Source organism: Mesorhizobium sp. LSJC280B00 (assembly GCF_000502835.1).
Classification (GTDB): Bacteria; Pseudomonadota; Alphaproteobacteria; order Rhizobiales; family Rhizobiaceae; genus Mesorhizobium.
In genome coordinates this window covers 19817-42321 of the sequence record NZ_AYVL01000006.1, presented here as the reverse complement: position 1 = coordinate 42321, position 22505 = coordinate 19817, and the positions used below count along the sequence as shown (strand labels likewise).

20 protein-coding genes and 1 riboswitch are annotated in these 22505 nt (G+C 63.7%); of the genes, 8 read left to right on the top strand and 12 right to left on the bottom strand.

Annotated features, from left to right (window positions below):
* Positions 1-10: 10 nt before the first annotated feature.
* Positions 11-1528, top strand: coding sequence for a glycerol-3-phosphate dehydrogenase (locus X773_RS50555; protein WP_023676020.1), 1518 nt, complete (start codon positions 11-13; stop codon positions 1526-1528).
* Entirely contained in the window at positions 1528-2466 is a 939-nt protein-coding gene (locus tag X773_RS50550) for a TIM barrel protein (protein WP_023676019.1), read from the top strand. Before X773_RS50555 ends, X773_RS50550 begins: the two co-directional genes overlap by 1 nt.
* A gap of 47 nt (positions 2467-2513) precedes the next feature.
* Here X773_RS50550 and fba read toward each other — a convergent pair whose 3' ends face one another.
* On the bottom strand, positions 2514-3578 hold the full coding sequence (gene fba / locus X773_RS50545; RefSeq protein WP_023676018.1) for a class II fructose-bisphosphate aldolase: 1065 nt from the start codon (positions 3576-3578) through the stop codon (positions 2514-2516).
* 256 nt (positions 3579-3834) lie between these two features.
* Here fba and X773_RS50540 point away from each other — a divergent pair, with 256 nt between their 5' ends.
* From X773_RS50540 to X773_RS50530, 3 genes are read left to right on the top strand one after another with little or no spacing between them, the layout of a single operon-like run.
* Complete coding sequence (locus tag X773_RS50540) at positions 3835-4599, top strand: DeoR/GlpR family DNA-binding transcription regulator (RefSeq protein ID WP_023676017.1); 765 nt, start codon at positions 3835-3837, stop codon at positions 4597-4599.
* A 10-nt stretch (positions 4600-4609) separates the two neighbouring features.
* Positions 4610-5368 carry a triose-phosphate isomerase gene (locus tag X773_RS50535; RefSeq protein WP_023676016.1) on the top strand — a complete coding sequence of 253 codons (759 nt, stop codon included), beginning with the start codon at positions 4610-4612 and terminating at the stop codon, positions 5366-5368.
* Between the two features lie 26 nt (positions 5369-5394).
* Positions 5395-5838 (top strand): RpiB/LacA/LacB family sugar-phosphate isomerase, encoded by a 444-nt coding sequence (locus X773_RS50530; RefSeq protein ID WP_023676015.1) that lies wholly within the window; start codon positions 5395-5397, stop codon positions 5836-5838.
* On the opposite strand, the gene dhaL is transcribed toward X773_RS50530, so the two are convergent.
* The 10 genes from dhaL to mtnK all read right to left on the bottom strand — a co-directional run bounded on the left by dhaL (position 5835) and on the right by mtnK (position 16529).
* Positions 5835-6473 carry a dihydroxyacetone kinase subunit DhaL gene (dhaL, locus tag X773_RS50525; RefSeq protein WP_023676014.1) on the bottom strand — a complete coding sequence of 213 codons (639 nt, stop codon included), beginning with the start codon at positions 6471-6473 and terminating at the stop codon, positions 5835-5837. The genes X773_RS50530 and dhaL overlap by 4 nt on opposite strands.
* 9 nt (positions 6474-6482) lie before the next feature.
* Positions 6483-7490: a dihydroxyacetone kinase subunit DhaK gene (locus X773_RS50520; RefSeq protein ID WP_023676013.1), complete on the bottom strand. Its 1008-nt coding sequence runs from the start codon at positions 7488-7490 to the stop codon at positions 6483-6485.
* A 66-nt stretch (positions 7491-7556) separates the two neighbouring features.
* Complete coding sequence (locus X773_RS50515; protein ID WP_023676012.1) at positions 7557-8030, bottom strand: 6,7-dimethyl-8-ribityllumazine synthase; 474 nt, start codon at positions 8028-8030, stop codon at positions 7557-7559.
* Positions 8031-8107: 77 nt separating this feature from the next.
* Positions 8108-8254, bottom strand: a riboswitch (FMN riboswitch).
* A gap of 116 nt (positions 8255-8370) precedes the next feature.
* Positions 8371-10632, bottom strand: a complete 2262-nt coding sequence (locus tag X773_RS50510) for a xanthine dehydrogenase family protein molybdopterin-binding subunit (RefSeq protein ID WP_031211586.1) — start codon at positions 10630-10632, stop codon at positions 8371-8373.
* Positions 10633-10778: 146 nt separating this feature from the next.
* Positions 10779-11249, bottom strand: coding sequence for a nuclear transport factor 2 family protein (locus X773_RS50505; RefSeq protein WP_023676010.1), 471 nt, complete (start codon positions 11247-11249; stop codon positions 10779-10781).
* Positions 11250-11320: 71 nt separating this feature from the next.
* Positions 11321-12307, bottom strand: a complete 987-nt coding sequence (locus X773_RS50500) for a xanthine dehydrogenase family protein subunit M (protein WP_023676009.1) — start codon at positions 12305-12307, stop codon at positions 11321-11323.
* 3 nt (positions 12308-12310) lie between these two features.
* Positions 12311-12970 carry a 2Fe-2S iron-sulfur cluster-binding protein gene (locus X773_RS50495; protein ID WP_023676008.1) on the bottom strand — a complete coding sequence of 220 codons (660 nt, stop codon included), beginning with the start codon at positions 12968-12970 and terminating at the stop codon, positions 12311-12313.
* 130 nt (positions 12971-13100) lie between these two features.
* On the bottom strand, positions 13101-13985 hold the full coding sequence (locus tag X773_RS0137610; protein WP_031211585.1) for an AraC family transcriptional regulator: 885 nt from the start codon (positions 13983-13985) through the stop codon (positions 13101-13103).
* Between the two features lie 181 nt (positions 13986-14166).
* Complete coding sequence (mtnA, locus tag X773_RS50490; RefSeq protein ID WP_023676006.1) at positions 14167-15261, bottom strand: S-methyl-5-thioribose-1-phosphate isomerase; 1095 nt, start codon at positions 15259-15261, stop codon at positions 14167-14169.
* Positions 15258-16529: an S-methyl-5-thioribose kinase gene (gene mtnK / locus X773_RS50485; RefSeq protein ID WP_023676005.1), complete on the bottom strand. Its 1272-nt coding sequence runs from the start codon at positions 16527-16529 to the stop codon at positions 15258-15260. Before mtnK ends, mtnA begins: the two co-directional genes overlap by 4 nt.
* Positions 16530-16664: 135 nt before the next feature.
* Here mtnK and X773_RS50480 point away from each other — a divergent pair, with 135 nt between their 5' ends.
* The 3 genes from X773_RS50480 to X773_RS50470 all read left to right on the top strand — a co-directional run bounded on the left by X773_RS50480 (position 16665) and on the right by X773_RS50470 (position 20358).
* Positions 16665-18176, top strand: coding sequence for a sugar ABC transporter ATP-binding protein (locus X773_RS50480; protein WP_023676004.1), 1512 nt, complete (start codon positions 16665-16667; stop codon positions 18174-18176).
* Positions 18177-18259: 83 nt separating this feature from the next.
* Positions 18260-19255: an ABC transporter permease gene (locus X773_RS50475; RefSeq protein WP_023676003.1), complete on the top strand. Its 996-nt coding sequence runs from the start codon at positions 18260-18262 to the stop codon at positions 19253-19255.
* 47 nt (positions 19256-19302) lie between these two features.
* The gene (locus X773_RS50470; RefSeq protein ID WP_023676002.1) at positions 19303-20358 is read left to right on the top strand and encodes a substrate-binding domain-containing protein; all 1056 of its coding nucleotides are present in this window, start codon (positions 19303-19305) and stop codon (positions 20356-20358) included.
* Between the two features lie 68 nt (positions 20359-20426).
* Here the strand turns inward: X773_RS50470 and X773_RS50465 are convergent, their stop codons facing one another.
* Positions 20427-22481, bottom strand: coding sequence for a bifunctional aldolase/short-chain dehydrogenase (locus tag X773_RS50465; RefSeq protein WP_023676001.1), 2055 nt, complete (start codon positions 22479-22481; stop codon positions 20427-20429).
* Between the last annotated feature and the right edge of the window lie 24 nt (positions 22482-22505).

The window sequence follows — 22505 nt, the reverse complement described above, 5'->3', positions numbered from 1 at the left end:
ATAGAGCGAGATGAGCGGTGAAACCGAAATCGTCGACCTCTTCGTCATCGGCGGCGGCGTCAATGGCGCCGGTATCGCGCGCGATGCGGCAGGCCGGGGGCTGTCGGTCATTCTTTGCGAAAAAGACGATCTCGCCGAGGGCACCAGTTCGCGATCGGGAAAGCTCGTTCATGGCGGTTTGCGCTATCTCGAATATTACGAGTTCCGCTTGGTGCGGGAGGCGCTGATCGAACGCGAGGTGCTGCTCGAATCCGCGCCGCACATCATCTGGCCGATGCGCTTCGTGCTGCCGCACAGCCCCGATGACCGGCCGGCCTGGCTGGTCCGGCTCGGCCTGTTCCTCTACGACCATCTTGGCGGCCGCAAGCGGCTGCCGGCCACGCGTACGCTCGACCTGCGCACCGCGCCCGAAGGCGCGCCGATCAAGGACGCCTTCAAGCGCGGCTTCGAATATTCTGACTGCTGGGTCGATGACGCTCGCCTGGTCGTCATCGACGCGCTCGACGCCGCTGAGCGCGGAGCCAGGATATTCACCCGCACCGCCTGCATAGCCGCCCGTCGCGAAAACGGCCTGTGGTCGATCGAGATGCGCGACGGTCGAACCGGCGTCAGGACCACAGTCCGGGCACGGGCGCTGATCAACGCCGCCGGACCCTGGGTCGACGACGTCATCAACCGCGTCGCCGGCCAGAATTCCAGGCGCAACGTGCGCCTGGTCAAGGGCAGCCACATCGTCGTGCCAAAATTCTGGGAAGGGCGGCAGGCCTATCTCGTTCAGAACAGCGACAAGCGGGTGATCTTCATCAATCCCTATCAGAACGATCTGGCGCTGATCGGCACCACTGACATTCCCTATGACGGGCGGCCGGAGGACGTGACCGCCGATGCGAGCGAGATCGATTACCTGATCAAGGCAGTCAATCGCTACTTCAAGCGCCAGCTCGCACGAAGCGACGTCGTCTACTCGTTTTCCGGCGTCAGGCCGCTCTATGACGACAATGCCGACAATCCGAGCGCGGTGACCCGCGATTACATATTCGAACTCGACGCACCGGCTGGGCAGGCGCCGCTGCTTTCGGTCTTCGGCGGCAAGATCACCACCTTCCGCAAATTGGCCGAGCACGCGCTCGACCGTATCGCCCCGTTCTTTCCGAAAATGGGCAAGCCGTGGACCTCGAAAGGGCACCTGCCGGGCGGCGATATCGCCAATGCCGATTTCGAGCAGTTTCTGGGCGACCTCGGCCATGAATTTCCCTGGATGCCGGCATCGCTGGTCAAGCATTACGGCAGGCTCTACGGCACAAGGACGCGCGATCTGGTCGGCGCGGCCACCTCGCTCGCCGAACTGGGCCGGCGCTTCGGCAAGGATTTTTTCGAGCGCGAAGCCAATTACCTGTTCGAGCATGAATGGGCCGAGACCGCCGCCGATATTCTCGAAAGGCGCACCAAGCACGGCCTGCATCTGTCCGCCGCGGAAAGAACCGCCTTCGAGGACTGGTGCTCGAGCCGGCTGGCAAAGGCCGGCTGATGGCCTTTACGCTTTCGCTCAACACCAATCCGCTGGTCAACCGCTTTGCGGAGCCGGACGACCTGATCGACGCGATCGCCTATCAGATCGGTATCAGGGACGTCCAACTCACCCATGAATTCGTCAATCCCGGCTGGCCGGCGGCGACGATCGCCAAATTCGTCCGCCTGTTCCGCTCCGCGCTCAACCGCACCGGTGTGCGCGTGACCTCCGCGATGACCGGCCCTTACGGCCGGCTCAATCATTTCGGCCATCCCGATGCCGACGTGCGGCGCTACTACGTCGACTGGTTCAAGACCTTTTCAGAAGTTTCGGCCGAGCTCGGCGCCGCGGGCATGGGCACGCAATTCGCGATCTTCACCCACCGGGATTACGACAATCCTGAACGTCGCGCGCGGCTTTTCGACATCGCGCTGGAATGCTGGCGCGAGGTCGCCGAGCATGCCAAAGCAGCCGGCTTGACCTACCTGTTCTGGGAGCCGATGTCGGTCGGCCGCGAATTCGGCCATACGATCGAAAGCTGCCGGGCACTGCAGCGCGAGATCGAAGCGGCCGGCATGGCCGTCCCGCTCAAGATGATGGTCGACATCGACCATGGCGACGTGACCTCGAGCAATCCGGCGGACACCGACCCTTATGCCTGGGCCGAAGCCTTTCCCAGGCAATCGCCGATCATCCACGTCAAGCAGTCGTCGATGAACAAGGGCGGCCATTGGCCGTTCACTGCGACCTACAACAACGACGGCCGTATCACGCCGGAAAAGCTCCTTCAGACAGTGCGTCGCGGCGGCGGCGTCGACAACGAGATCTGCCTGGAATTGTCGTTCCGCGAGCGCGAGCCCGTCGACCACGAGGTCATCGCCATGATCCGCGAGTCGGTCGACTACTGGGCACCATTTATCGAGACCGGCAGGGCCGATCTCTTGCCGCGAGCATGATCGGATGAGCAGGAGCTGAGGCAGCTCCTGCTCAGAACCGGAATACGTCAGCCAAATTTCGGATCGAGGCTTCCGGACTTGTAGCGCTTGGCCATTTCCGACAGCGGCAGCGGCTTGATCTTCGGTGCGTTGCCGGCGGTGCCGAACTGCTCGAAGCGCTCCTTGCACAGCTTCCGCATCGCGGCCATTGCCGGCGTCAGATATTTGCGCGGATCGAATTCGCTCGGGTTCTCGGTCAGCACCTTGCGGATTGCGCCGGTCAGCGCCATGCGGTTGTCGGTATCGATATTGATCTTGCGCACCCCGTGCTTGATGCCGCGCTGGATCTCTTCGACCGGCACGCCCCATGTCGGCTTCATCTGGCCGCCATATTTGTTGATGATCTCCTGCAACTCCTCTGGCACCGAGGACGAGCCGTGCATGACGAGATGCATGCTCGGCAGACGGCGGTGGATTTCCTCGATGACGTTCATGGCCAGCACAGCGCCGTCCGGCTTGCGGCTGAACTTGTAGGCGCCGTGGCTGGTGCCCATGGCGACGGCCAGCGCATCGACACGGGTGTCGCGCACGAATTGTTCGGCCTGCACCGGGTCGGTCAGCAGCTGGTCGTGGCTGATGACGCCCTCGACGCCATGGCCGTCTTCCTGCTCGCCGCCGCCCATCTCAAGCGATCCAAGGACGCCGATCTCGCCTTCCACCGAGACGCCGCCCCAATGCGCCATGTCGACGACGCGGCGGGTGATGCCGGAATTATAGGCGTAGTCGGCCGGCGTCTTGCCGTCTTCCCTCAGCGATCCGTCCATCATCACGGAGGTGAAGCCGTGCTGGATCGCGGTGACGCAGGTCGCTTCGTTGTTGCCATGGTCGAGATGCATGCAGACCGGGATATCGGGATGGATTTCGACCAGCGCGTCGATCAGCTTGGCCAGCACCACATCGTTGGCGTAGGCTCGCGCGCCGCGGCTCGCCTGCAGGATAACCGGCGATTTGGTCTCCTCGGCTGCCTCCATGATGGCGAGGCCCTGTTCCATATTGTTCATGTTGAAGGCAGGCACGCCGTAGCCGTATTCGGCGGCATGATCGAGCAATTGTCTCAGTGTGATGCGAGCCACTCAGTAGTCTCCCGTATCCGGTTTCGAGCCAGTGTTTGCGGGCCGTTCGGTTGTCGTCGAGCCCCTGATGCTTCTGGCCGGATTTCCGCGGCACCGCAACCGCTGGGCGCTCGGCCGGCAGCAATTCTTGTTACAGGACGCGAGCAGAAGCGTCATGATATCCCATGGAGATATAACATTATCACAAAAAATTTGGTGGCTTGTGCGACGTTTGCTGTTATATCTCGGAACCGGATTGCACGAGGAAGCCGCGGAAATGAAGAGCGACGGCCGTCGGCAAGGCATCATGGATTTTCTGATGGACATCGGCACCGCCAGTGTCGACGATCTTGCCTCACGCTTCGGCGTGTCAAAGATGACTGTCCACCGCGACCTCGACGAGCTCGAGGAAAGCGGCTTCCTGCGCAAGGTGCGCGGCGGCGCCTCGATCCAGCCGAGCAGCCTTTTCGAGAGCGATTTCCGCTACCGCCAGCGGCTGGCCGGCGACGAAAAGAAGCGCATCGCCGCCGCTGCCGTGACGATGATCGAACCGGGTCAGACGGTGATCATCGACGACGGCTCAACCGCGGGCGGCGTTGCTCGGCATCTTGCCGATCTGCGTCCGCTGACGGTGATCTCGAACAATCTGGCTGTCATCCAGGATTTGGCGGGCGTTGCCGGCATCAACCTGATTGCGCTCGGCGGCCAATACAACAAGAAATTTCACGGCTTCTTCGGCCTGCTCGCCGAGGACACGCTGAAATCATTGCGCGCCGATGTCGCGTTCCTGTCGTCATCGGCCATCCATGGTGCCTCTGCCTTTCACCAGGATCAGGAAGTGGTCCAGACCAAACGGCTGATGATGGCCGCAGCAGCGCGCAAATATCTGCTGGTCGATCATGGGAAATTCGGCCGCACTGCCTTGCACTTCCTGACAGATCTCAAGGCCTTTGACACGGTCTTCACCGGCCGCGAGCCGCAGCCGCAGATGCGCGCCGCGCTGGATGGTGCCGGCGTTTCGCTGACAGTGATCGCAGAATAGGAGGGCACGCATGGTTTATTGGGTCGGCACCAGCTGGAAAATGAACAAGACGCTCGCCGAGGCGATGGCTTTCGCCGAGGCGCTGGCGGAGTTCGTCCCCGGTTTCGACGAGCGCATCCAGCCTTTCGTCATCCCGCCCTTCACGGCGATCCGCGAGGTCAAGAAAGCGCTGTCGCCGACGCGCATCAAGGTCGGCGCGCAGAACATGCATTGGACCGACGCCGGCGCCTGGACCGGCGAGATCTCGCCGGTCATGCTGAAAGACTGCGGGCTCGACATGGTCGAGCTCGGCCACAGCGAACGGCGCGAGCATTTCGGCGAGACCGACAAGGCTGTCGGGCTGAAGACTGCGGCGGCGGTGAAGCACGGTCTCGTGCCACTCATCTGCGTCGGCGAGACCTTGGCTCAACGCGACAGCGGGCAGGCCGCTGCGGTGCTGGCCTTGCAGGTGCACGGCGCGCTGCAGTTTCTCGAAGGCGCGGCGAAGGCGGCGACGATCCTGTTTGCCTATGAGCCCGTCTGGGCGATCGGCGACAAGGGCGTGCCGGCCAGTTCGGACTATGCCGACAGGCAGCAGGCGCTAATCAAGAAAATCGCACGCGACCTGCTGCCGATGGTGCCGCCGGTGCTTTATGGCGGCAGCGTCAATCCGCAAAATGCCGCCGAACTGGTCGGCCAGCCCAACATCGACGGCTTGTTCATCGGCCGCTCGGCCTGGCAGGCGGACGGCTATGTCGACATCCTCAAGCGCGCCTCGGCGGCGATCTGAATCATCAAACAGGAAGGAAACGGAACATGAAAATTGCCATTGGAGCTGATAGCGCCGGCAAGCCGCTGCTCGACGTCATTGCCGCTCACCTCGCTACCAAGCCCGGCCTCACGGTTAGCGACCTCAGCCAGTCGGGCTACTATGCCGACCTGTCACAGAAGCTCGCGCAGACCATCCTGGACGGCGAAAACGATCGCGGCATCCTGTTTTGCGGCACCGGCATCGGCGTATCCATATCCGCCAACAAGGTGCCCGGCATTCGCGCCGCACTCACCCACGACACCTATTCGGCAGAGCGCGCCGCGAAATCCAACAACGCCCAGATCATCACCATGGGCGCGCGCGTCATCGGCCCGGAACTGGCCAAGTCGATCGTCGACGCCTGGCTCGCATCGGAATTCGATGAGAAGGGACCATCGGCCGGCAATGTCCAGGCCATCGACAGGCTCGACGCGGCGAAGCGGGGCTAAGCCAGACTGTTCCGCATCGCCCTGATGATCGTCACGGCCGACGCGGCGCCGGGGTCCATATGCCCGAGCGAGCGCTCGCCGAGCCGCGATGAGCGGCCCTTGGCGGCGATCATGTCCTTGGTCGCCTCGGCACCTCGTTCGGCCGCTGCAAGTGCAGCCTCCAGGCTCTCGGACAGGCTCTTGCCGGCTTCCTGCGCGGCACCCGCTGCTTGCGCCGCCGGCAGCCAGGCGTCGACCATGGTCTTTTCGCCGAGCTCGGCCTTGCCGCGATCCTGGATGCCTTGCGCCATCGCCCGGAGCATGGCGATGATGTCAGCGTCCTCCAGAATTGCCTTGCCTTTGACGGCGGCGGCACCGCGCATGAAGGCGGTCGCATAGAGCGGGCCTGACGAGGCGCCGACCGCGTTGAGGAAGGATTTCGCCGCAGTGTTGAGCAGCGCCGTCGGCTCGGTCGCCGCGAGGTCGAGTTGCGCTAGTGCATCGCGCGCAGCACTGAAGCCTAGTGCCATGGCGATGCCATGGTCGGCGTCGCCGATGACGCCGTCGAGTTGGCAGAGCCTGTCCTTGTCGGCGTCGATCGCCGCCGCGATCTCATCGAACATTCTTTTCAAGCCGACTGAATCGATCGAGGTCATGATGCTTTCTCAGCCGGCGCGGAACATGGCGCAGTCGCAAGGATGGTCGAGCATCGCCTGCAACTCGCCGTCGAGATGCATCAGCGTCACCGAGGCGCCGGCCATTTCGAGAGAGGTGCAGTAATTGCCGACCCAGGTCGCGTGGACGGAAACGCCGATCTCGTCGAGCCTCTGCTTGACCCGCCGATTCATGATGTAGAGTTCCATCAGCGGCGTCGAGCCGAGCGAATCGACCAGCACCGCGACCTTGTCGCCGCGCGCCGGCGCCATCTCGTCGAGGATATTGTCCAGCATCTCGTCTGTGATCTCGTCGGCGGTTTTCAATTTTCCGCGCGCGATGCCTGGCTCGCCATGGATGCCCATGCCGATCTCCATCTCGTCCGGTCCGATCTCGAAATTGGGCCGGCGGGTCTGCGGCAAGGAGCAGGGCGACAGCGCCACGCCCATGGTGAAGGTGTGATCGTTGGCCTTCCTGGCGATGCGCTCGCACTCGTCGAAAGAGAGCATTCGGTCGCAGGCGGCACCGGCGGCCTTGAAGATGAAGAAATTGCCGGCGACGCCGCGTCGCTTCTGCCTCTGGTCGCGTGGCGCCGAGGCGACATCGTCGGTGGTCAGCACGGTACGCACCTCGATGTCGTCCATTGCCGCCATTTCGGCGGCCATGTCGAAGTTCATCACGTCGCCGGCATAGTTGCCGTACATGAACAGCACGCCGGCGCCACCGCTGGCCGCCTTGGCGCATTCGAGGATCGGGTCCGGCGGCGGCGAGGCGAAGACATTGCCGATCGCGGCCGCGTCAGCCAGCCCCTTGCCGACGAAGCCGAGGAAGGTCGGCTCATGGCCCGAGCCGCCGCCGATGACAAGGCCGACCTTGTCTGGGCGCGGTCCGTCGCGGGCGATAATGGCGCGCGGACTGCCGTCCGCGCTTCTGAGGTGGCGCGGATGCGCAGCCAGGATGCCCTCCAGCATCTCGTCGACGGAGCGATTGCCGTCATTGATGATCTTCTTGGTCTGCACCGGCATCCTCCTGCTTCGTGAGATACTACAGCGCCTTACCGGGATTTCCACCCGGCGGTGGAGGTTTCACGCCGCGATGTGTTCGCGTGCTGCCAGCAGTTGCACGCAGGCACTGGCCGCCTCTTTGCCCTTGACCTTGAAATGCTCGAAGAAGAAGCGGTGATGGTCCGCGCTGTCATGGTAGTTGTGCGGCGTCAGCACCGCCGAAAGCACCGGCACGCCAGTCGACAATTGCACATTCATCATCCCGTCGATGACCGCGCTTGCAACAAACTCGTGCCGGTAGATGCCGCCATTGACGACGAACGCGGCGCCGAGGATAGCGGCATAGCGGCCGGTCACGGCAAGCGTCTTTGCATGCAGGGGAATCTCATAAGCGCCAGGCACATCGAAGACATCGACGGCAAAGCGTTTCTCTCCGAGAACCGCCAGTTCCGCCTCGAATGCTTCAACGCATTGGTCGACGATATCGGCATGCCAACGCGCGCGAATGACGGCAACGCGGATCGTTTCATAGTCGTTGTGGGAATGCTGATTCATGGGTCCATCCTTCCGTTTCGAACCAGAATCAGGACGCACGATACGGAGTCCGAACCGCGAAAGCGGACCGTCTTCCATTTCGTTCTCTTCCATCCGGACTGTGACCGTCGGCTCCGGAATCACACCGGATCTGCTGACCCCTCCGGCTAACCGGAAAGCGCTCGCGGGCTTGGGCCGAGACCCTTACCGCCGGTGGGGACTTTCACCCCGCCCTGAGAACATTGACGGCGTTTGTATGGAAGGGCCGGAAAGCGCTGTCAACCACCGGCGTCGTCGTCGATGGCGCAGAAATAGCGATTCGTTTCGACCTGGTCACCGTTGAGGGCGAGGGAGGAGAGCGTCAAATGGCGATCACCGGTAAGGCAGGCAGCACCTTGTCCAAGGTGATGGGAAATTCACGCACTCGCACGCCGGCCGCGTTGTAAACGGCGTTGGCGACAGCAGCCCCCGCACCGCACACGCCGAGCTCGCCGAGACCCTTTGCGCCAAGCGGGTTGGCCTTGTCGTCGTCTTCCTCGAGGAAGGCGACCTCCATATCGGGGACATCGCCATTGACCGGCACATGATACTCGGCAAGATCGTGATTGACGAAGTGGCCGTAGCGCGGGTCGAGCACCGTCTGCTCCATCAGCGCTGCACCGATCCCCCAGGTCATGCCGCCGATGATTTGCGAGCGCGCGGTCTTGGCGTTGAGGATACGGCCCGCGCCGATCACAGCCAGCATCCGGCGCATCCGGATTTCACCGGTATCGCAATCGACAGCGACCTCTGCGAAATGCGCGCCATAGGAATGCTGCGAATAGGTCTTGTATGACTGGGTGGTGGCGCCCGCGGCTACGGAGCCTTCGGCTTCGAGCCCGTCGGGAGAGATCCCTCGGATAAGATCGGCCAGGCTCGCCGATCGCTGGCCGACCCTGACCTCGCCGTCGGCAAAGCTTGCCTCGGTGGCGTTCGCGCCGCGCAACGGCGAGGCTTCGTTCGACTGCGCCGCCTCCAGGATCCGTTCCTTGAGGACGTTGCACGCATTATACAAGGCCGAACCCGCACTTGCTGCGCCCCAGGACCCGCCGGAGCCGGCGGTACGCGGGAAGCGGCTGTCGCCGAGCTCCACCTTGACGGACGAGATCGGCAGGCCGAGGCTCTCGGCGGCAATCTGGGTCAGGATCGTATAGGTGCCGGTCCCAATATCGGTCATGTCGAGCCGCGCCGTCACCCGACAGTCCCGGTCGATCGCAACCCGCGCCGTCGCCGCGCCGATATAGTTCGGACGGATCGCCGCCGCCATGCCGTGGCCGATAAGCTTGCGGCCCTCCCGAGTTCGGCCCGGTGTCGGGTTTCTCCGCTCCCAGCCGAAACGGCGGGCGCCTTCCTCCATGCAGGCGACGAGATTGCGGGTGGAGAACGGCACGCCGCGCTCGGGATCCTGTGCCGGTTCGTTGCGGATCCTGAGTTCGATCGGGTCCAGACCGGCGCGCTCGGCGAGCTCATCCATGGCGCATTCGAAAGCCAGCATGCCGGGCGCTTCGCCGGGCGAGCGCATCCATTCGCCGCGGTTGATGTCCAGCGGAACCAGGCGATGGCGGGTGAGACGGTTCGGCGCGGCGTAGAGCGAGCGCGCAAAAACTGCCGTTTGTTCGCAGTACTCCTCGAAGCTGGACGTTGCGGACCAGACATCGTGCGCGATCCCGGTGAGCCGCCCGTCAGTGTCCGCGCCGAGACGTACCTGTTGGACCATCTCTGCGCGATGACCGGCATTGGCGAACATCTGTTGTCGCGTCAGCGCGATCTTCACGGGGCGCTGCAGCACCTGCGCTGCAAGTGCGGCCAGGATCGTGTCGGCATGGGCAATCAGCTTGGAACCGAAGCCTCCGCCGATGAAGGGGCTGACGATGCGCACTCGCTCGAGCGGGATGCGAAGCGTGCTGGCGACCCCGGCCCGGAAGTTCGCGAGGGTCTGCGCCGATGTACGGATCGTCAGCTCGTTGCCTGACCAGGCAGCAAGCGTCGCATGCGGCTCCATCGGATTGTGATGTTCGAAGGGGGTCCCGTAGGTGGAATCGATCTTGATCGGCGCCGTCGCAAAGGCGCGCTCGAAGTCGCCGACCACGCTGTCGGTCTCGAAGCCGGCATTGGTCCGCTTTGGCGCGTAGGCGTCGGCGATATGTCCCGGTAGATCGTAGAGGCCCGGCTCCTCGTCATAGCGTACTCTGATGGGGCCCGCAGCAGCGCGTGCCGCCTCGAACGTCTCCGCAACGACCAGCGCGACCGGCTCGTCGTAATACCGTACTCGATCGCTGTTGAGCGCGGGCCGGGGGCGCGTGAAGACCTCCGGCACCGTTGGCGTGACCGTTGGGCCGAAATCCGGCTGGGCCGGCGCATTGCGGTGCGTGATGACGAGCAGCACTGCCGGCGCCCGTTCGGCTTCGGTCGTGTCGATCTCGGCGATGCGGCCCTTGGCGACGGAGGCGCCGAGAATGTAGCCATAGGCTGTACCATCCAGCTCATTCTCGTAAGCGTATGTGGCGCCGCCCGTCACTTTGAGCGGACCGTCGATGCGGTCGATCGGCCTCCCGATGATGCCAGCATCGGGACGAGGTTTCATCCTTGAATGGGTGGCGGAGCCGGGCAGTCCGGGTATGGTCTCGTTCATAAGTCACCTAAAGATTTTTCATCTGGAGTTCGGAAGCATCGAGGCCGCGACGACGCCGCTTCCTCGCACCTTTATGTTCGTCGCGCGGCGGCCGGAGCTCACGCGGCGATCTCGCCGAAATACTCGCGAAATTCGACCAGCCTCCCTGTCGGGCCGGCCCGGATGAGGATCGCATGCAGGCCAGTGTAGGGCGCGCCACCGATTGTCCCGCTCCCGCGGTCGCAGACGATGACCCAGTCGGCGGCGAAGAGCTTGAGATCGACGGTCGATTTCGTGATCCTGTTTCCCTGCGCCTGATGCGCGGCGGTCCAGGCTGCGAGTGCCCGCTTGCCTTCCGGTGGTCCGTGTCGGCCTCGTTGCTCGCCGACAGGGAATTGGAAGGTCATCGTCTCATCGCAACAATCAAGGAATGCCGTCCAGTCGCCAGAGGCCCAGCCGGCAAAGAAGGCGTCGACGGCGGCCTCGAGCCCGTGACGAGCTCCCGGGTCGGATGTGGCGCCCCAAGCTGCTGCGGCAGAAACAAAAAGGCCGCCACCCGCGGCGGCAACGGCGCGTCGCGTGAGTTTCATATCGATCTCCTGCTCGTCGCCTGCATCTGGGAACCGCTGTTCGGGGTCGTCGTCTCTGTCATCGTGTCACCTCACGCACTCTCGACGGCAGCAGCGAGCGTGTGCCGCATCGTCCGTTTCGCCAGCGGGATCTTGAAATCATTGGCGCCATGCCCGACAGCTCCGGCGAGCGCGGCTTCGGCCGCGTCGATAAAGGCACCGTCGGACGCCGACGCTCCTGCGAGCGTGCGCTCCGCCTCCGTCGCGCGCCAGGGCTTGGCTGCCACGCCGCCCATGGCGATCCGAGCACTTCGAATACGGTCGCCGCCTTTCTCGACGATTGCTGCCACGGACACCAGCGCGAAGGCGTAGGAAGCACGGTCGCGCACCTTGCGGTAAAGCTGCCGGCCGGGTGGCGGCGGCGGCAGGACAACCGCGACGACCATTTCGCCGTGGCCGAGCACGGTCTCCACCTGGGGCATCGTCTCGGGCAATCGATGGAAATCGCCGATCGGGGTCGTACGGGTCTCGCCGCCGGGCGAGACGGTCTCGATCCTGGCGTCGAGCCCGGACATGGCGACCGCCATGTCAGAAGGATGGACCGCGATGCAGGCTTCGCTCGCGCCGAGTACGGCGTGCATGCGGTTGAAGCCCTGAAGTGCCGCGCAGCCCGAACCCGGCTGGCGCTTGTTGCAGGGCATGTTGCGGTCGTAGAAATAGGGGCAGCGCGTGCGCTGCAGGAGATTGCCGCTGGTCGAGGCCTTGTTGCGTATCTGGCCGGACGCTCCCGCCAGCAGCGCTTGCGTGAGCATCGGGTAGCGCGACCTTACCCGCGGGTCGGCGGCGAGATTGCTATTGCGGACCTGGGCGCCGACCCGAAGCCCGCCTTCCGCCGTCTCCTCGATCCGATCAAGCGGCAGCCGGCTGATGTCGACGAGATGCGCTGGGCGCTCGATCTCGAGCTTCATCAGGTCGAGCAGGTTGGTACCGCCGCTGATGAACTTGGCGTCCGGCCGGGCCGCAACCGCGGCCGCCGCCTGCTCAGCACTCGTCGCACGTTCATAAGTGAAGGACTGCATTGCTCATGCCTCCTCTGCCGCGTCGCGGATTGCAGCGACAATGTTCGGATAGGCGGCGCAACGGCAGATGTTGCCGCTCATCCGCTCGCGGATCTCGGCATCGGTGAGAGCGACGGAAGCCGCTGCCACGTCGGCGCTCGCATGGCTTGGCCAGCCGGCCCGCGCCTCGCCCAGCATGCCAACCGCCGAGCAGATCTGGCCTGGCGTACAGTAGCCGCACTGGAAACCGTCGCGGGCGACGAAGGCGGCCTGGACCGGATGCAGCCGGTCACCCTCGGCAAGGCCCTCGACCGTGGTGATCTCGTCGCCTTGATGCATTGCGGCAAGCGTCAGGCAGGAATTGATCCGGCGCCCATCGACGAGCACCGTGCATGCGCCGCACTGGCCGTGGTCGCAGCCCTTCTTCGAGCCGGTGAGGCCGAGATGGTTGCGCAGGGCGTCGAGCAGCGTCGTCCGCGGGTCGAGCTCGATGGCAAGATCCTTCGCGTTGATCCGTAACGACATCGTCATCGTCGGTAGTGGTGAGGACGACGCAGCCGCTGTGACGGTCTCGGCCGGCTCGGCGTCAACCGGTAGTCCGGTAGCCAGGAGCACCCCGGTCGCAACACCGCCTTCCAATACCATTCGACGCGTCGGTCCGCTCCTGTTGTCCGTTTTGGCCATGCATGATCTCCCAGTCGCAATGAAGCGCAGACGGCAACTTGACCCGAGCGAACCCTCGGGTTCTGTCACCCAACGACACTGGAGGTGGGAGTGCGGGCGGCGGCTTTCTTTCAAGAAACCGGCGGCACTATCAGGATTCTGGAGAAGAATTCACCCGATAGGCACGAGGCGTCATGCCCCTCAGACGTCGGAAGGTCGTGGTGAAGTGGCTCTGGCTTGAGAAGCCGAGCCGAAAGGCAATGACACCGATCGACAAACCCGTTTCGCGCAGCAGCGCCTCCGCTCGCCGCACCCGTTCCTCGATCACATAGGCGTAGGGTGCAAGGCCGGTCGTCGCCTTGAAGCGACGCGCAAAACTGTCGACGGCCATGCCCGCGGCGGCTGCCAGCTCGCTTAGCGAAATGTCGGAATTCATATGCGCATCGATGTAATCCCGAACGCGACCAAGTGCCCGGCGGCTGAGACAGCCGTGACGTACAAACCGCGGTTGCTCCCGGCTCAGGTTGGCCACGCGGAGACTGACGAGGGCGACCAGATGCTCGACATAGGCAGTGTCTGGCTTGTGGCCGAGTGCCATCTCGTCACGAAGCGAACTCAAGAGCGTGGCGACGACCGCGTCTTTCTTGTTTACCAGTATAGGCAGGTTCCTCAGGCGTTCGCATCCGGGAAGCCCGATATCGGGATCGATCCACAGGGCTGAATAGGAGAGGTTTACATCGCGATAGAAGCCCTGTCGTTCCGCGCCTGCCGGGACGAAGGTGAGGGCTCCGGGACGGTCCATTCCGTCGTAAAGGGATCGTGCCTCGTGCCGGATGGATGTATGGGACGTGCCGCCTTCTTCGGTCAGCACGATCAGATGATGAGGGGCTGTCCAGCGGAGCTCCGCCTCCCGGCACGCCCACCGCCGGTTGTCGAAGACGATCGAGGAGCTGACCCATGACGCGGTTTGCAGGGGCTCCGACTTCTCGTCCTGGCTCCGAACCCGTCCGTCACCAAGCAACGGTCTGAATGACATCGCGGTATCCCGCTGGTTCACTCGCCGAGCCGTGGGCAACCCCGGCTTCGAGCGTTGGGCGCCGCGCCGCCGCTACGCATACGGCCGTCCATGTGGGACAGGCAACGGGCGTTTTTAACCGTGCCGCGTTCAAGAAATCGTGAGATCAGGCAAATCCGGAGCGCCCTCTCGGCAAAGCGGATCATCCGCGCTCGGGAAACATCGCCCTCAGGCCTTCGCGCGAGGCCGTAGCGACACCGCGTTCGGTGATCAAGCCGGTGACCAGCCGCGCCGGCGTCACGTCGAAGGCCGGATTGGCCGCCGGCGTGGCTTCCGGCGATACGCGGACCTGGGCGATCTCTCCGGAAGCGGTCTTGCCCCAGACCAGTGAGACCTCGTCGGGCGAGCGCTGTTCGATCGGGATGTCGGCCAGCCCGTCGCCCACAGTCCAGTCGATCGTCGGCGACGGCAGCGCGACATAGAACGGCACGTCGTTGTCGTCGGCGGCAAGCGCCTTGAGATAGGTACCGATCTTATTGCAGACATCGCCGTCGGCGGTGGTCCTGTCGGTGCCGACGACGACCATATCGATCTGGCCGCGCTGCATCAGATGGCCGCCGGCATTGTCGACGATCAGCGTATGCGGCACGCCGTGGCCGGCCATCTCCCAGGCGGTCAATTGGGCACCCTGGTTCCGGGGTCGTGTTTCGTCGACATAGACATGGACTGGAATGCCGGCTTCCGTCGCCAGATAGATCGGCGCGGTGGCGGTGCCGTAGTCGACCGTGGCCAGCCACCCGGCGTTGCAGTGGGTCAGGATATTGACCGGTTCGCCCGGCTGCTTGCGCGCCGCGATCGCCTTGATGATTTCGAGCCCATGGGCGCCGATGGCGCGGTTGAGGCCGACATCCTCGTCGGCGATCTCGCCGGCACGCCGATAGGCAGCCGCGGCACGTTCTGCCAGGGGAAGCGTCAGCAGGAAGCGTTGCATTTCGTTCAGCGCCCAGCGCAAATTGATCGCCGTCGGGCGCGTTTCGTGCATGGTTGCCCAGACGGCGTCGAGTGCTGCATCCGACGGATCGTCGGCCATCTGCATGGCGACGCCATAGGCCGCGGTGACGCCGATCAGCGGCGCCCCGCGCACCCACATGTCGCGGATTGCCGTGGCGATGCCGGCGACGGAATCGATCTTTTCGATGCGGAAATCATGCGGCAGCCAGCGCTGGTCGATGATCTCCACCGAACGCCCGTCGTCACTCGGCCAGATGGTGCGGTAGTGGCGGTCGCCGACGTTCAAATCCTGCTCTCCCGTTCGATCAGCGCGGCCAACCGGTTGACCTCGTCGATGCTGTGGATCTGGCGCCGGTTGACGGCGAGGTGACGGCCGAATTTCAGCGCCTTTGCCTCACATCTGGCGCGCAGATCCGGATCGGCAATGGTCTCGAAATCGGCATTGTGGGCAAGGCCGAGAATTCGCCGGTGAACCTCGACGCCGGCAAAGCCGAGCAGATCGGTCCAGATCGAATGCAGCATGTGGTCTAGCGCCTGCTCGGCGCCAAGCCTGTCGCCCTGATCTTCGAACAGGCTCTTCTGGTAGAGCATGCCGGTACGCTCGGTTCGCCACAGATGCGAGAACTCGGCGCGAAACACCGACCATGTCTCGACCGTAACGCCGAGCAGATAGTCACGCATGGCGTCGCGGCTTCCGTCCTGTTCATGGCCGCGCTGCGAGAAGAACGCCATCCAGAAATTGGCGAGCAGCATGCCGACGTCGAAGGCGATCGGCCCGTAGAAGGCGAATTCGGGGTCGATCATCCTCGTTTCGATGTCGGTGACCATGATCGAGCCGGAATGCAGGTCGCCATGCAGCAGCGTCTCGGCATTGGCAGCGAAGATGTGCTTCATGCGCTGCGCCTCGACCTTGAGGTCGCGGTCGGCGCGCAGCTCGGCGACAATGCCATCGAGCTGCGGGCTGGTGTGCTGGTTCATCTTGGCATCGAAATACGGATCCGAGAAAACCAGGTTCTCGGTGATGTCGCAGAGTTCGACATTGTCGGCGAACAGTGCCAGATCGGCCTTGCGGTCCTTGGTCGCCATATGCAGGTCGGAGCCGCGAAACAACGTGCGGGCCATGAACAAGCCGATGTCTGTCGCGATGTTGGGCAATTGCCGGCCTTCGATCAGCGCCCGCCGCAGGATAATGTGCGGCGACAGATACTCCATGATGATCAGCGCCTGGCCTTCGTCGAAGTGATAGATATCGGGCACCGAACCCGGCGCCCGCGCCTGTTGCCGCGTCAGCGCATGGTATTCGAAGAAGGAGCGTTTTAGCGGCAGCGGCCAGCTGTCGCCGACCAGCCGGACGTAGGGCAGGGCCTGCTTGACGACGGCCGCACCCTCAGCACCCTCGACGATGAACACCAGGTTCAGATTGCCATCGCCGACTTCACGAACCTTCCACTGGCTCGTATCCTTGCCGATCTGCGAACACAGGGGCTCGTTGGCACCGAGACGGCCCGCCAGTGTCTCGACCGACAGTGCTTCGAACGGCGATTTCCCAGTCATCCTCACCTCCCGCTCATGTGCTCCGATGATAGCGGAGCCAACGCGGTCGGGCCAAGCTAGGAAGCCTGCTGGCAATTGTCAATCGTGTTGACAATTGCCGATATAGCCCATAGCGTCATGGTCAGGGAGGAACGAATGGGCAATGATGCCGTGTTCCGCGTCGACGGCCTGAGGAAATCCTTTGGCCATATCGAGGTGCTTGGCGGCGTCTCGCTCGAATTGCATGCCGGCGAAGTGACCGTGCTGATGGGCGCCAACGGCGCCGGCAAATCCACCCTCGTCAAGATCATCAGTGGCGTCTACGACCATGGCGGCGGCTCGATGTCGCTTGCCGGTCATGAGTTCGACCCGAAAACGCCGGCGGAGGCGATCCGCGCCGGCGTCGTCACCGTCCACCAGAACATTAATGACGGTGTCGTCGCCGACCTCGACGTCGCCACCAATCTTACCCTCGACAGGTTGAGCGGCAGCGGCGTGCCGACCCTGTTCAATCCAGGCCGGGTGCGTCGCGAGGCAAAGGCGGTGGCCGACCGCATGGGACTGGCCATCGACCTCAAGGCCCGGATCAGCGATCTCTCTCTGGCCGACCGCCAGATGGTGGCGATCGCCCGCGCCATGGCGCACCGGCCGAAAGTGCTGATCCTCGACGAGCCGACTTCCTCGCTGTCCAGCGCCGAGGCCGACCGGCTGTTCGCATTGCTCGACCGGCTTCGCCAGCAAGGCGTGGCCATCCTCTACATTTCGCACCGTATGTCTGACATCAGGCGGCTTGCCGATCGCATCATTTCGATGCGCGATGGGGTCATCTCAGGCATCTTCGACAAGAAGCCGCTGGATTACGAAGGTGCGGTCAACGCCATGCTCGGCCGCAAGATCCAGCTCGAGCGGATCGTCGCCAGGAATTCGGCCAAAGCAATTTTTGCCACGGACGGGTTGCGGGTTGCAGAAGGCGCCCGGCCGATTTCGCTGACCCTCGGCGACGGCGAGGTCGTTGCCATCACCGGCCTCGTCGGCGTCGGCAAGACCGCGCTCGCCGAGACGCTGTTCGGCCTGCGCCAGCCGCTGGGCGGGACCATGATGCTGAACGGGAAACCCTATGCGCCGGCATCGACCGGCGAAGCGATTGCCGCCGGTGTGTTTCTCGTCGCCAAGGACCGGGGCGAAAACGGCATCGTCGGCGACTTCAACGTCCAGGAGAATATCAGCCTGCCGTTCCACAGGCGCATGTCGCGTCTCGGCGTCCTCAAGCGCCGTATCGAACGCGCCATTGCTCGCCAGCAGATCCAGGAGTTGGGCATCGTCTGTCGCTCCGAGAGGGACGAGATGGCGTCGCTTTCCGGTGGCAATCAGCAGAAGGTGATGGTCGCCCGCTGGATGTCGCAGGCGGCAAGGCTTTTCATCCTCGACGAGCCGTTTCAAGGTGTGGACATCTCGGCCAGACGCGATATCGCCGCCAAGCTGCGGACCAGCGCCCACGGCCGCGCGACGCTGCTGTTCGTCACCGAACTCGACGAAGCCCTGGAGACGGCCGATCGCATCCTGGTGATGTCGGAGCAGACGATCGTCGGCGAGCACCGCAATACCGATGTCGATCTCGAGCGTCTGCTGGCCGAAGTGGCGGGCGGGCCTTTGCACAGCGCAGCCTGAGAGCGGGAAGACGATGAGAATTGGAATGGAGAGGGCATGAATTCGGGTCGGATAAAGACGGTGCCAGCGTGCGGGAGCGCTGAATGATCCTGCGCGACAATGCTATTCGCTACGGCTTCATCGTTCTGTTGTTCGGGCTGATCGCCTATTTCGCTGTTGCCGCCGATGGTTTCGTCTCGCCGCAAAGCGCCGTCTTCATCTTCCAGTCGGTCGCCATCACCGGTGTTCTGGCGCTCGGCGTCACCGCCACGCTGGTCGTCGGCGGCTTCGACCTGTCGATCGGCTCTGTCGCCACCAGCGCCATGATGGCGGCTGCCTATGTCATGGTGGTGCTGGGGCAGAACGCCGTCGTGGCGGTCGTCGTCTGTCTTGTGATCGGCGCCGTCGTCGGCCTGATCAATGGCTGGCTGATCGTCTATATGCGGGTTCCGGACCTTTTGGCGACGCTCGGCATGATGTTCCTGCTTGTCGGCCTGCAGCGCATACCGACCGAGGGCCGTTCGATCGCCACTGGCATGACCATGCCCGACGGCTCGGTCGCCAACGGCAGTTTCGGCGCCGCGTTCCTGGCGCTTGGCCGCCATCGCTTCGATTTCTTCATCCCGAACCTCATTCCGGTGTCGGTCGTCGTCCTGCTCGTGCTGGCGGTGCTGATCTGGTTCTTTCTCGAATACACGCGTTTCGGGCGCATGATGTATGCGGTCGGCAGCAACGAACGCGCCGCAGAACTCGCCGGCGCGCCTGTCAAGGCATACAAAATCTGGGCCTATGTGATTTCGGGAGTTTTTGCCTCGATCGGCGGCATTTTGCTCGCTGCCCGGCTTGGACGCGGCGACATCGCCTCGGGTAATAATCTGTTGCTCGACGCGGTGGCTGCGGCACTCATCGGTTACGCGGTTCTCGGCGCCGCCAAGCCGAACGCCTTCGGCACGGCTGTCGGCGCGGTGTTTGTCGGCGTGCTGTTGCAGGGCCTGACGATGATGAACGCGCCTTACTACACGCAGGATTTCGTCAAGGGCGTGGTTCTCGTGGTCGCCCTTGTCTTTACCTTCGCCCTTTCCGGCAGGGGCAGGAGATAGGGGTTCGACCGGGTCACATTTTGGGTTCAACAAGTGGAGGAAACGACGTGAACATCACAAGAAGGCTTTTAGGGAAGGCAGCGCTCGGGCTTGCCGGCGCAACATTGCTTATGCAGTTGCCGGCGATGGCGCAGGACAGGCCGGCGCCGTTCGACAAGCCGGGCGCCGTCAAGATAGCGCTGGTCCGCTATCTCTCGACTGGCGACTTCTTCCAGGCGTATCTGTCCGGCGTCGAGGCGCAGGCCAAGGCACTCGGTGTCGACCTGCGCGTGCTCGACAGCCGCCAGGACGCGGCGCTTCAGGCGGACATGGTCGACCAGGCCATCGCGCTCGGCGTCCAGGGCATCATCATCCAGCACGGCCTGACGGAATCGATGAAGGACGCCGCCCAGCGCGCGGTCGAGGCCGGCATCAAGGTCGTCGCCTTCGACGTCAATGTCGAAAACCCCAAGATCCCGCAGATCGAGCAATCCGACCGCGACCTCGCGCGCCTGGCGCTCGAACAGGCGGTCAAGGACAATGGCGAGAGCTGGAAGGCCGGCTATGTCTATGTCGCCGGCATCGCGCCGCTCGACCGCCGCAACGAGACCTGGGTCGAATTCAAGAAGAAATATTCGGGCATCAACGAAGCCGCCATGTTCGGCACGCTCGACAATCCGATCGCCAATTCGGTCGCCAACCAGGCCCGTTCGGTGCTATCGGCCCACCCCGACATCAAGGTGATGTTCGCGCCCTATGACGAATTCGCCAAGGGCGTGAAGATCGCGGTCGACGAAGCCGGACTGAACAAGGACATCAAGATCTATTCGGCCGACATCTCGACCTCGGACATCGCCGCGATGCGCGAGCCGGACAGCGCCTGGGCGGCAACCGCCGCCACCAACCCGGCCGTCGTCGGCCAGGTCTCGGTGCGTGCGCTGGCGCAGCTGTTGGCCGGTGAAGATCCCGGCCACAACGTCATTGTACCGCCGACGCTGATCACCCAGAAGGACCTCGTCGACAAGGACATCAAGAACATGGAAGACCTCTCGGCCAAGCTGCCGCAATTCGCCCATGCCGACGTCGCGATGCCGGCCTGGATGCCGAACCCGAACGCGAAGTAGTCTTTCGCTATAGGCAAAGGAAAAGAGCGGCTCGCGGGCCGCTCTTTTTGTTGGTCCGGTGTTTAGATCTACCTCAACGCCGCCGCGATGTTGCCGCCATCGACTGTCGTCACATCGGCGGTGGTCCGCTCGGCCAGCGCCTGATGCAGGAAGGCTTGGGCGACGTCTTCGGCCGTCACTTCCTGCCCGAGCAGGTTGCCGGACATGTACTCCTTCGCCGAGACGCCGCGCGCGCCCGAGCGGCTGGTGATCATGGCATCGGTCAACAGCCCCGAACGGATGCGGTCGGCGTTGACGGCATTGGAGCGGATGCCATGCGCGCCGTAGTCGAGCGCATATTGCCTGGACAGGAACAGCGTTGCCGCCTTGGGAATGCCATAGGCGCCGAACTTCGGCCCCGGATTGACCGCCTGCTTGGAGGTGTTGAACAACAGCACGCCGCCGGTGCCCTGTTCCAGCATGATGCGCACGGCATTCTGCGCCGCCGACTGATGGGCGAAGAAATTGAGTTCGAAGCTTTTGCGCAAGGTGGCGTCGTCGAGCTCGCCGATCCGGCCCTCCCAGGCAGCACCGGCATTGGAGACGAGAATGTCGAGGCCGCCGTAGACGTCGACCGCTTTGTCGAAGGCGGCGCGCATCTGCACCGGATCGGTGATGTCGGCGCCAATGCCGATCGAACCGTTGCCAGCCTTTTTTGCCGCCTCGGCAGCCCTTGACCCATCGAGATCGACGACGACGGCATGGGCACCGTTGTCGGCGAACAGCTTTGCCGTGGCAGCACCGATCGCGCCGGCGCCGCCGGTGACCAGCACCACCTGGCCGGTCAGCGGCTTCGGCTTGTTGGCGGCGAGCTTGGCCTGTTCCAGCGACCAGTATTCGAGCGGGAACAGATCGCTTTTGGAGAGCGGGCGGAAATCGCCGACGGCTTCGGCGCCGCGTACCGCCTCGATCCACATTTCGCCGACGTCCGAGGCAATCTTCGCATCCTTCAGCGTGCGGCCGTGGCCGAACATGCCGAGGCCGGGCACCAGCGTCAGCCGCGGCATCGGGTCGAGCATGGTGCGCTTCACGTCGTCGAGCGCATCATTGGTTTCGAAATAGGCGCGATAGTCCTTGGCGAATTTCTCGACATGCTGGCGGATGACGGATTTGTAGTCGCCGACCTTGTCCGCGTCGGGCGCCGGCAGTGCCATCGGTCCGGTTTTGATGCGGATCGACAGGTCGGGTGTCGACACGCCGCGTCCGGCATAGTCGGCAATTTTTGCCGAATTGATGAAATCGACGATCGCATCCGAGGTGCGGAAATCGCTGATCATCCGATCGAAGCGGCCTTCGCCGCGTGCCACCGCCACCGCGCCGCCCAGCATCGGCGCAATGTCCGCGGGCTTCGCCAGCCTGGCCGGCAGTGCCACTTTTTCGGTGCGCGGCTTGCCGTTCCCGGCGATGAAATCCTCGGCGACGTTCACATAATGGATCATCCGGTCATAGGCCTGCCTGGCATCGTCGCCGAAGGTGAAGATGCCGTGCTTGTCTAGGATCAGGCCTTCGACCGTCGGATCGGCGTCGAATACATCGGCGGCCGCCTTGGCCAGATCGAAGCCCGGCATGATGTAAGGCACGAAGCCCATCTTTTCGCCGAACACCTTCCGGCTCAGCGCTTCGCTGTCCTCCTGGTCGACGATGGCCAGGATCGCTGTCGAATGCGTGTGGTCGACGAATTTGTGCGGCAGGAAGGCGTGCAGCAGCGTCTCGACCGACGGATTGGGCGAGGACGGATCGATGAGGTTCGCCCGCTGCAGCGCGACCATGTCCTCGTCGGAGAGCTTCTTGAGCGACCGCGCCTTCAACAGCGCGCCGAGCTTGACCGCCGGCAGGCCCTGCGGCTCGATGACGCCCATGTCCCAGCCGCTGCCCTTGACGCAGAGCACGTCCCATTCGTCGCCGACAAGGTCGGTGGCCTTGGTCTTGCACGAGGTGTTGCCGCCGCCATGCAGGACGAGCCGCGGCTCGCCGCCCAGCAGCCTGGTCGTATAGACGCGCAGCGCCAGATCGCGGGCCACACCCTTCTTTGCATAGTCGGCGACCAGCTTCTCCGCCTCGCCGTCATTCCACAGGTTCTTCATGTCAGCTTCGTCCGATTTCTCTTT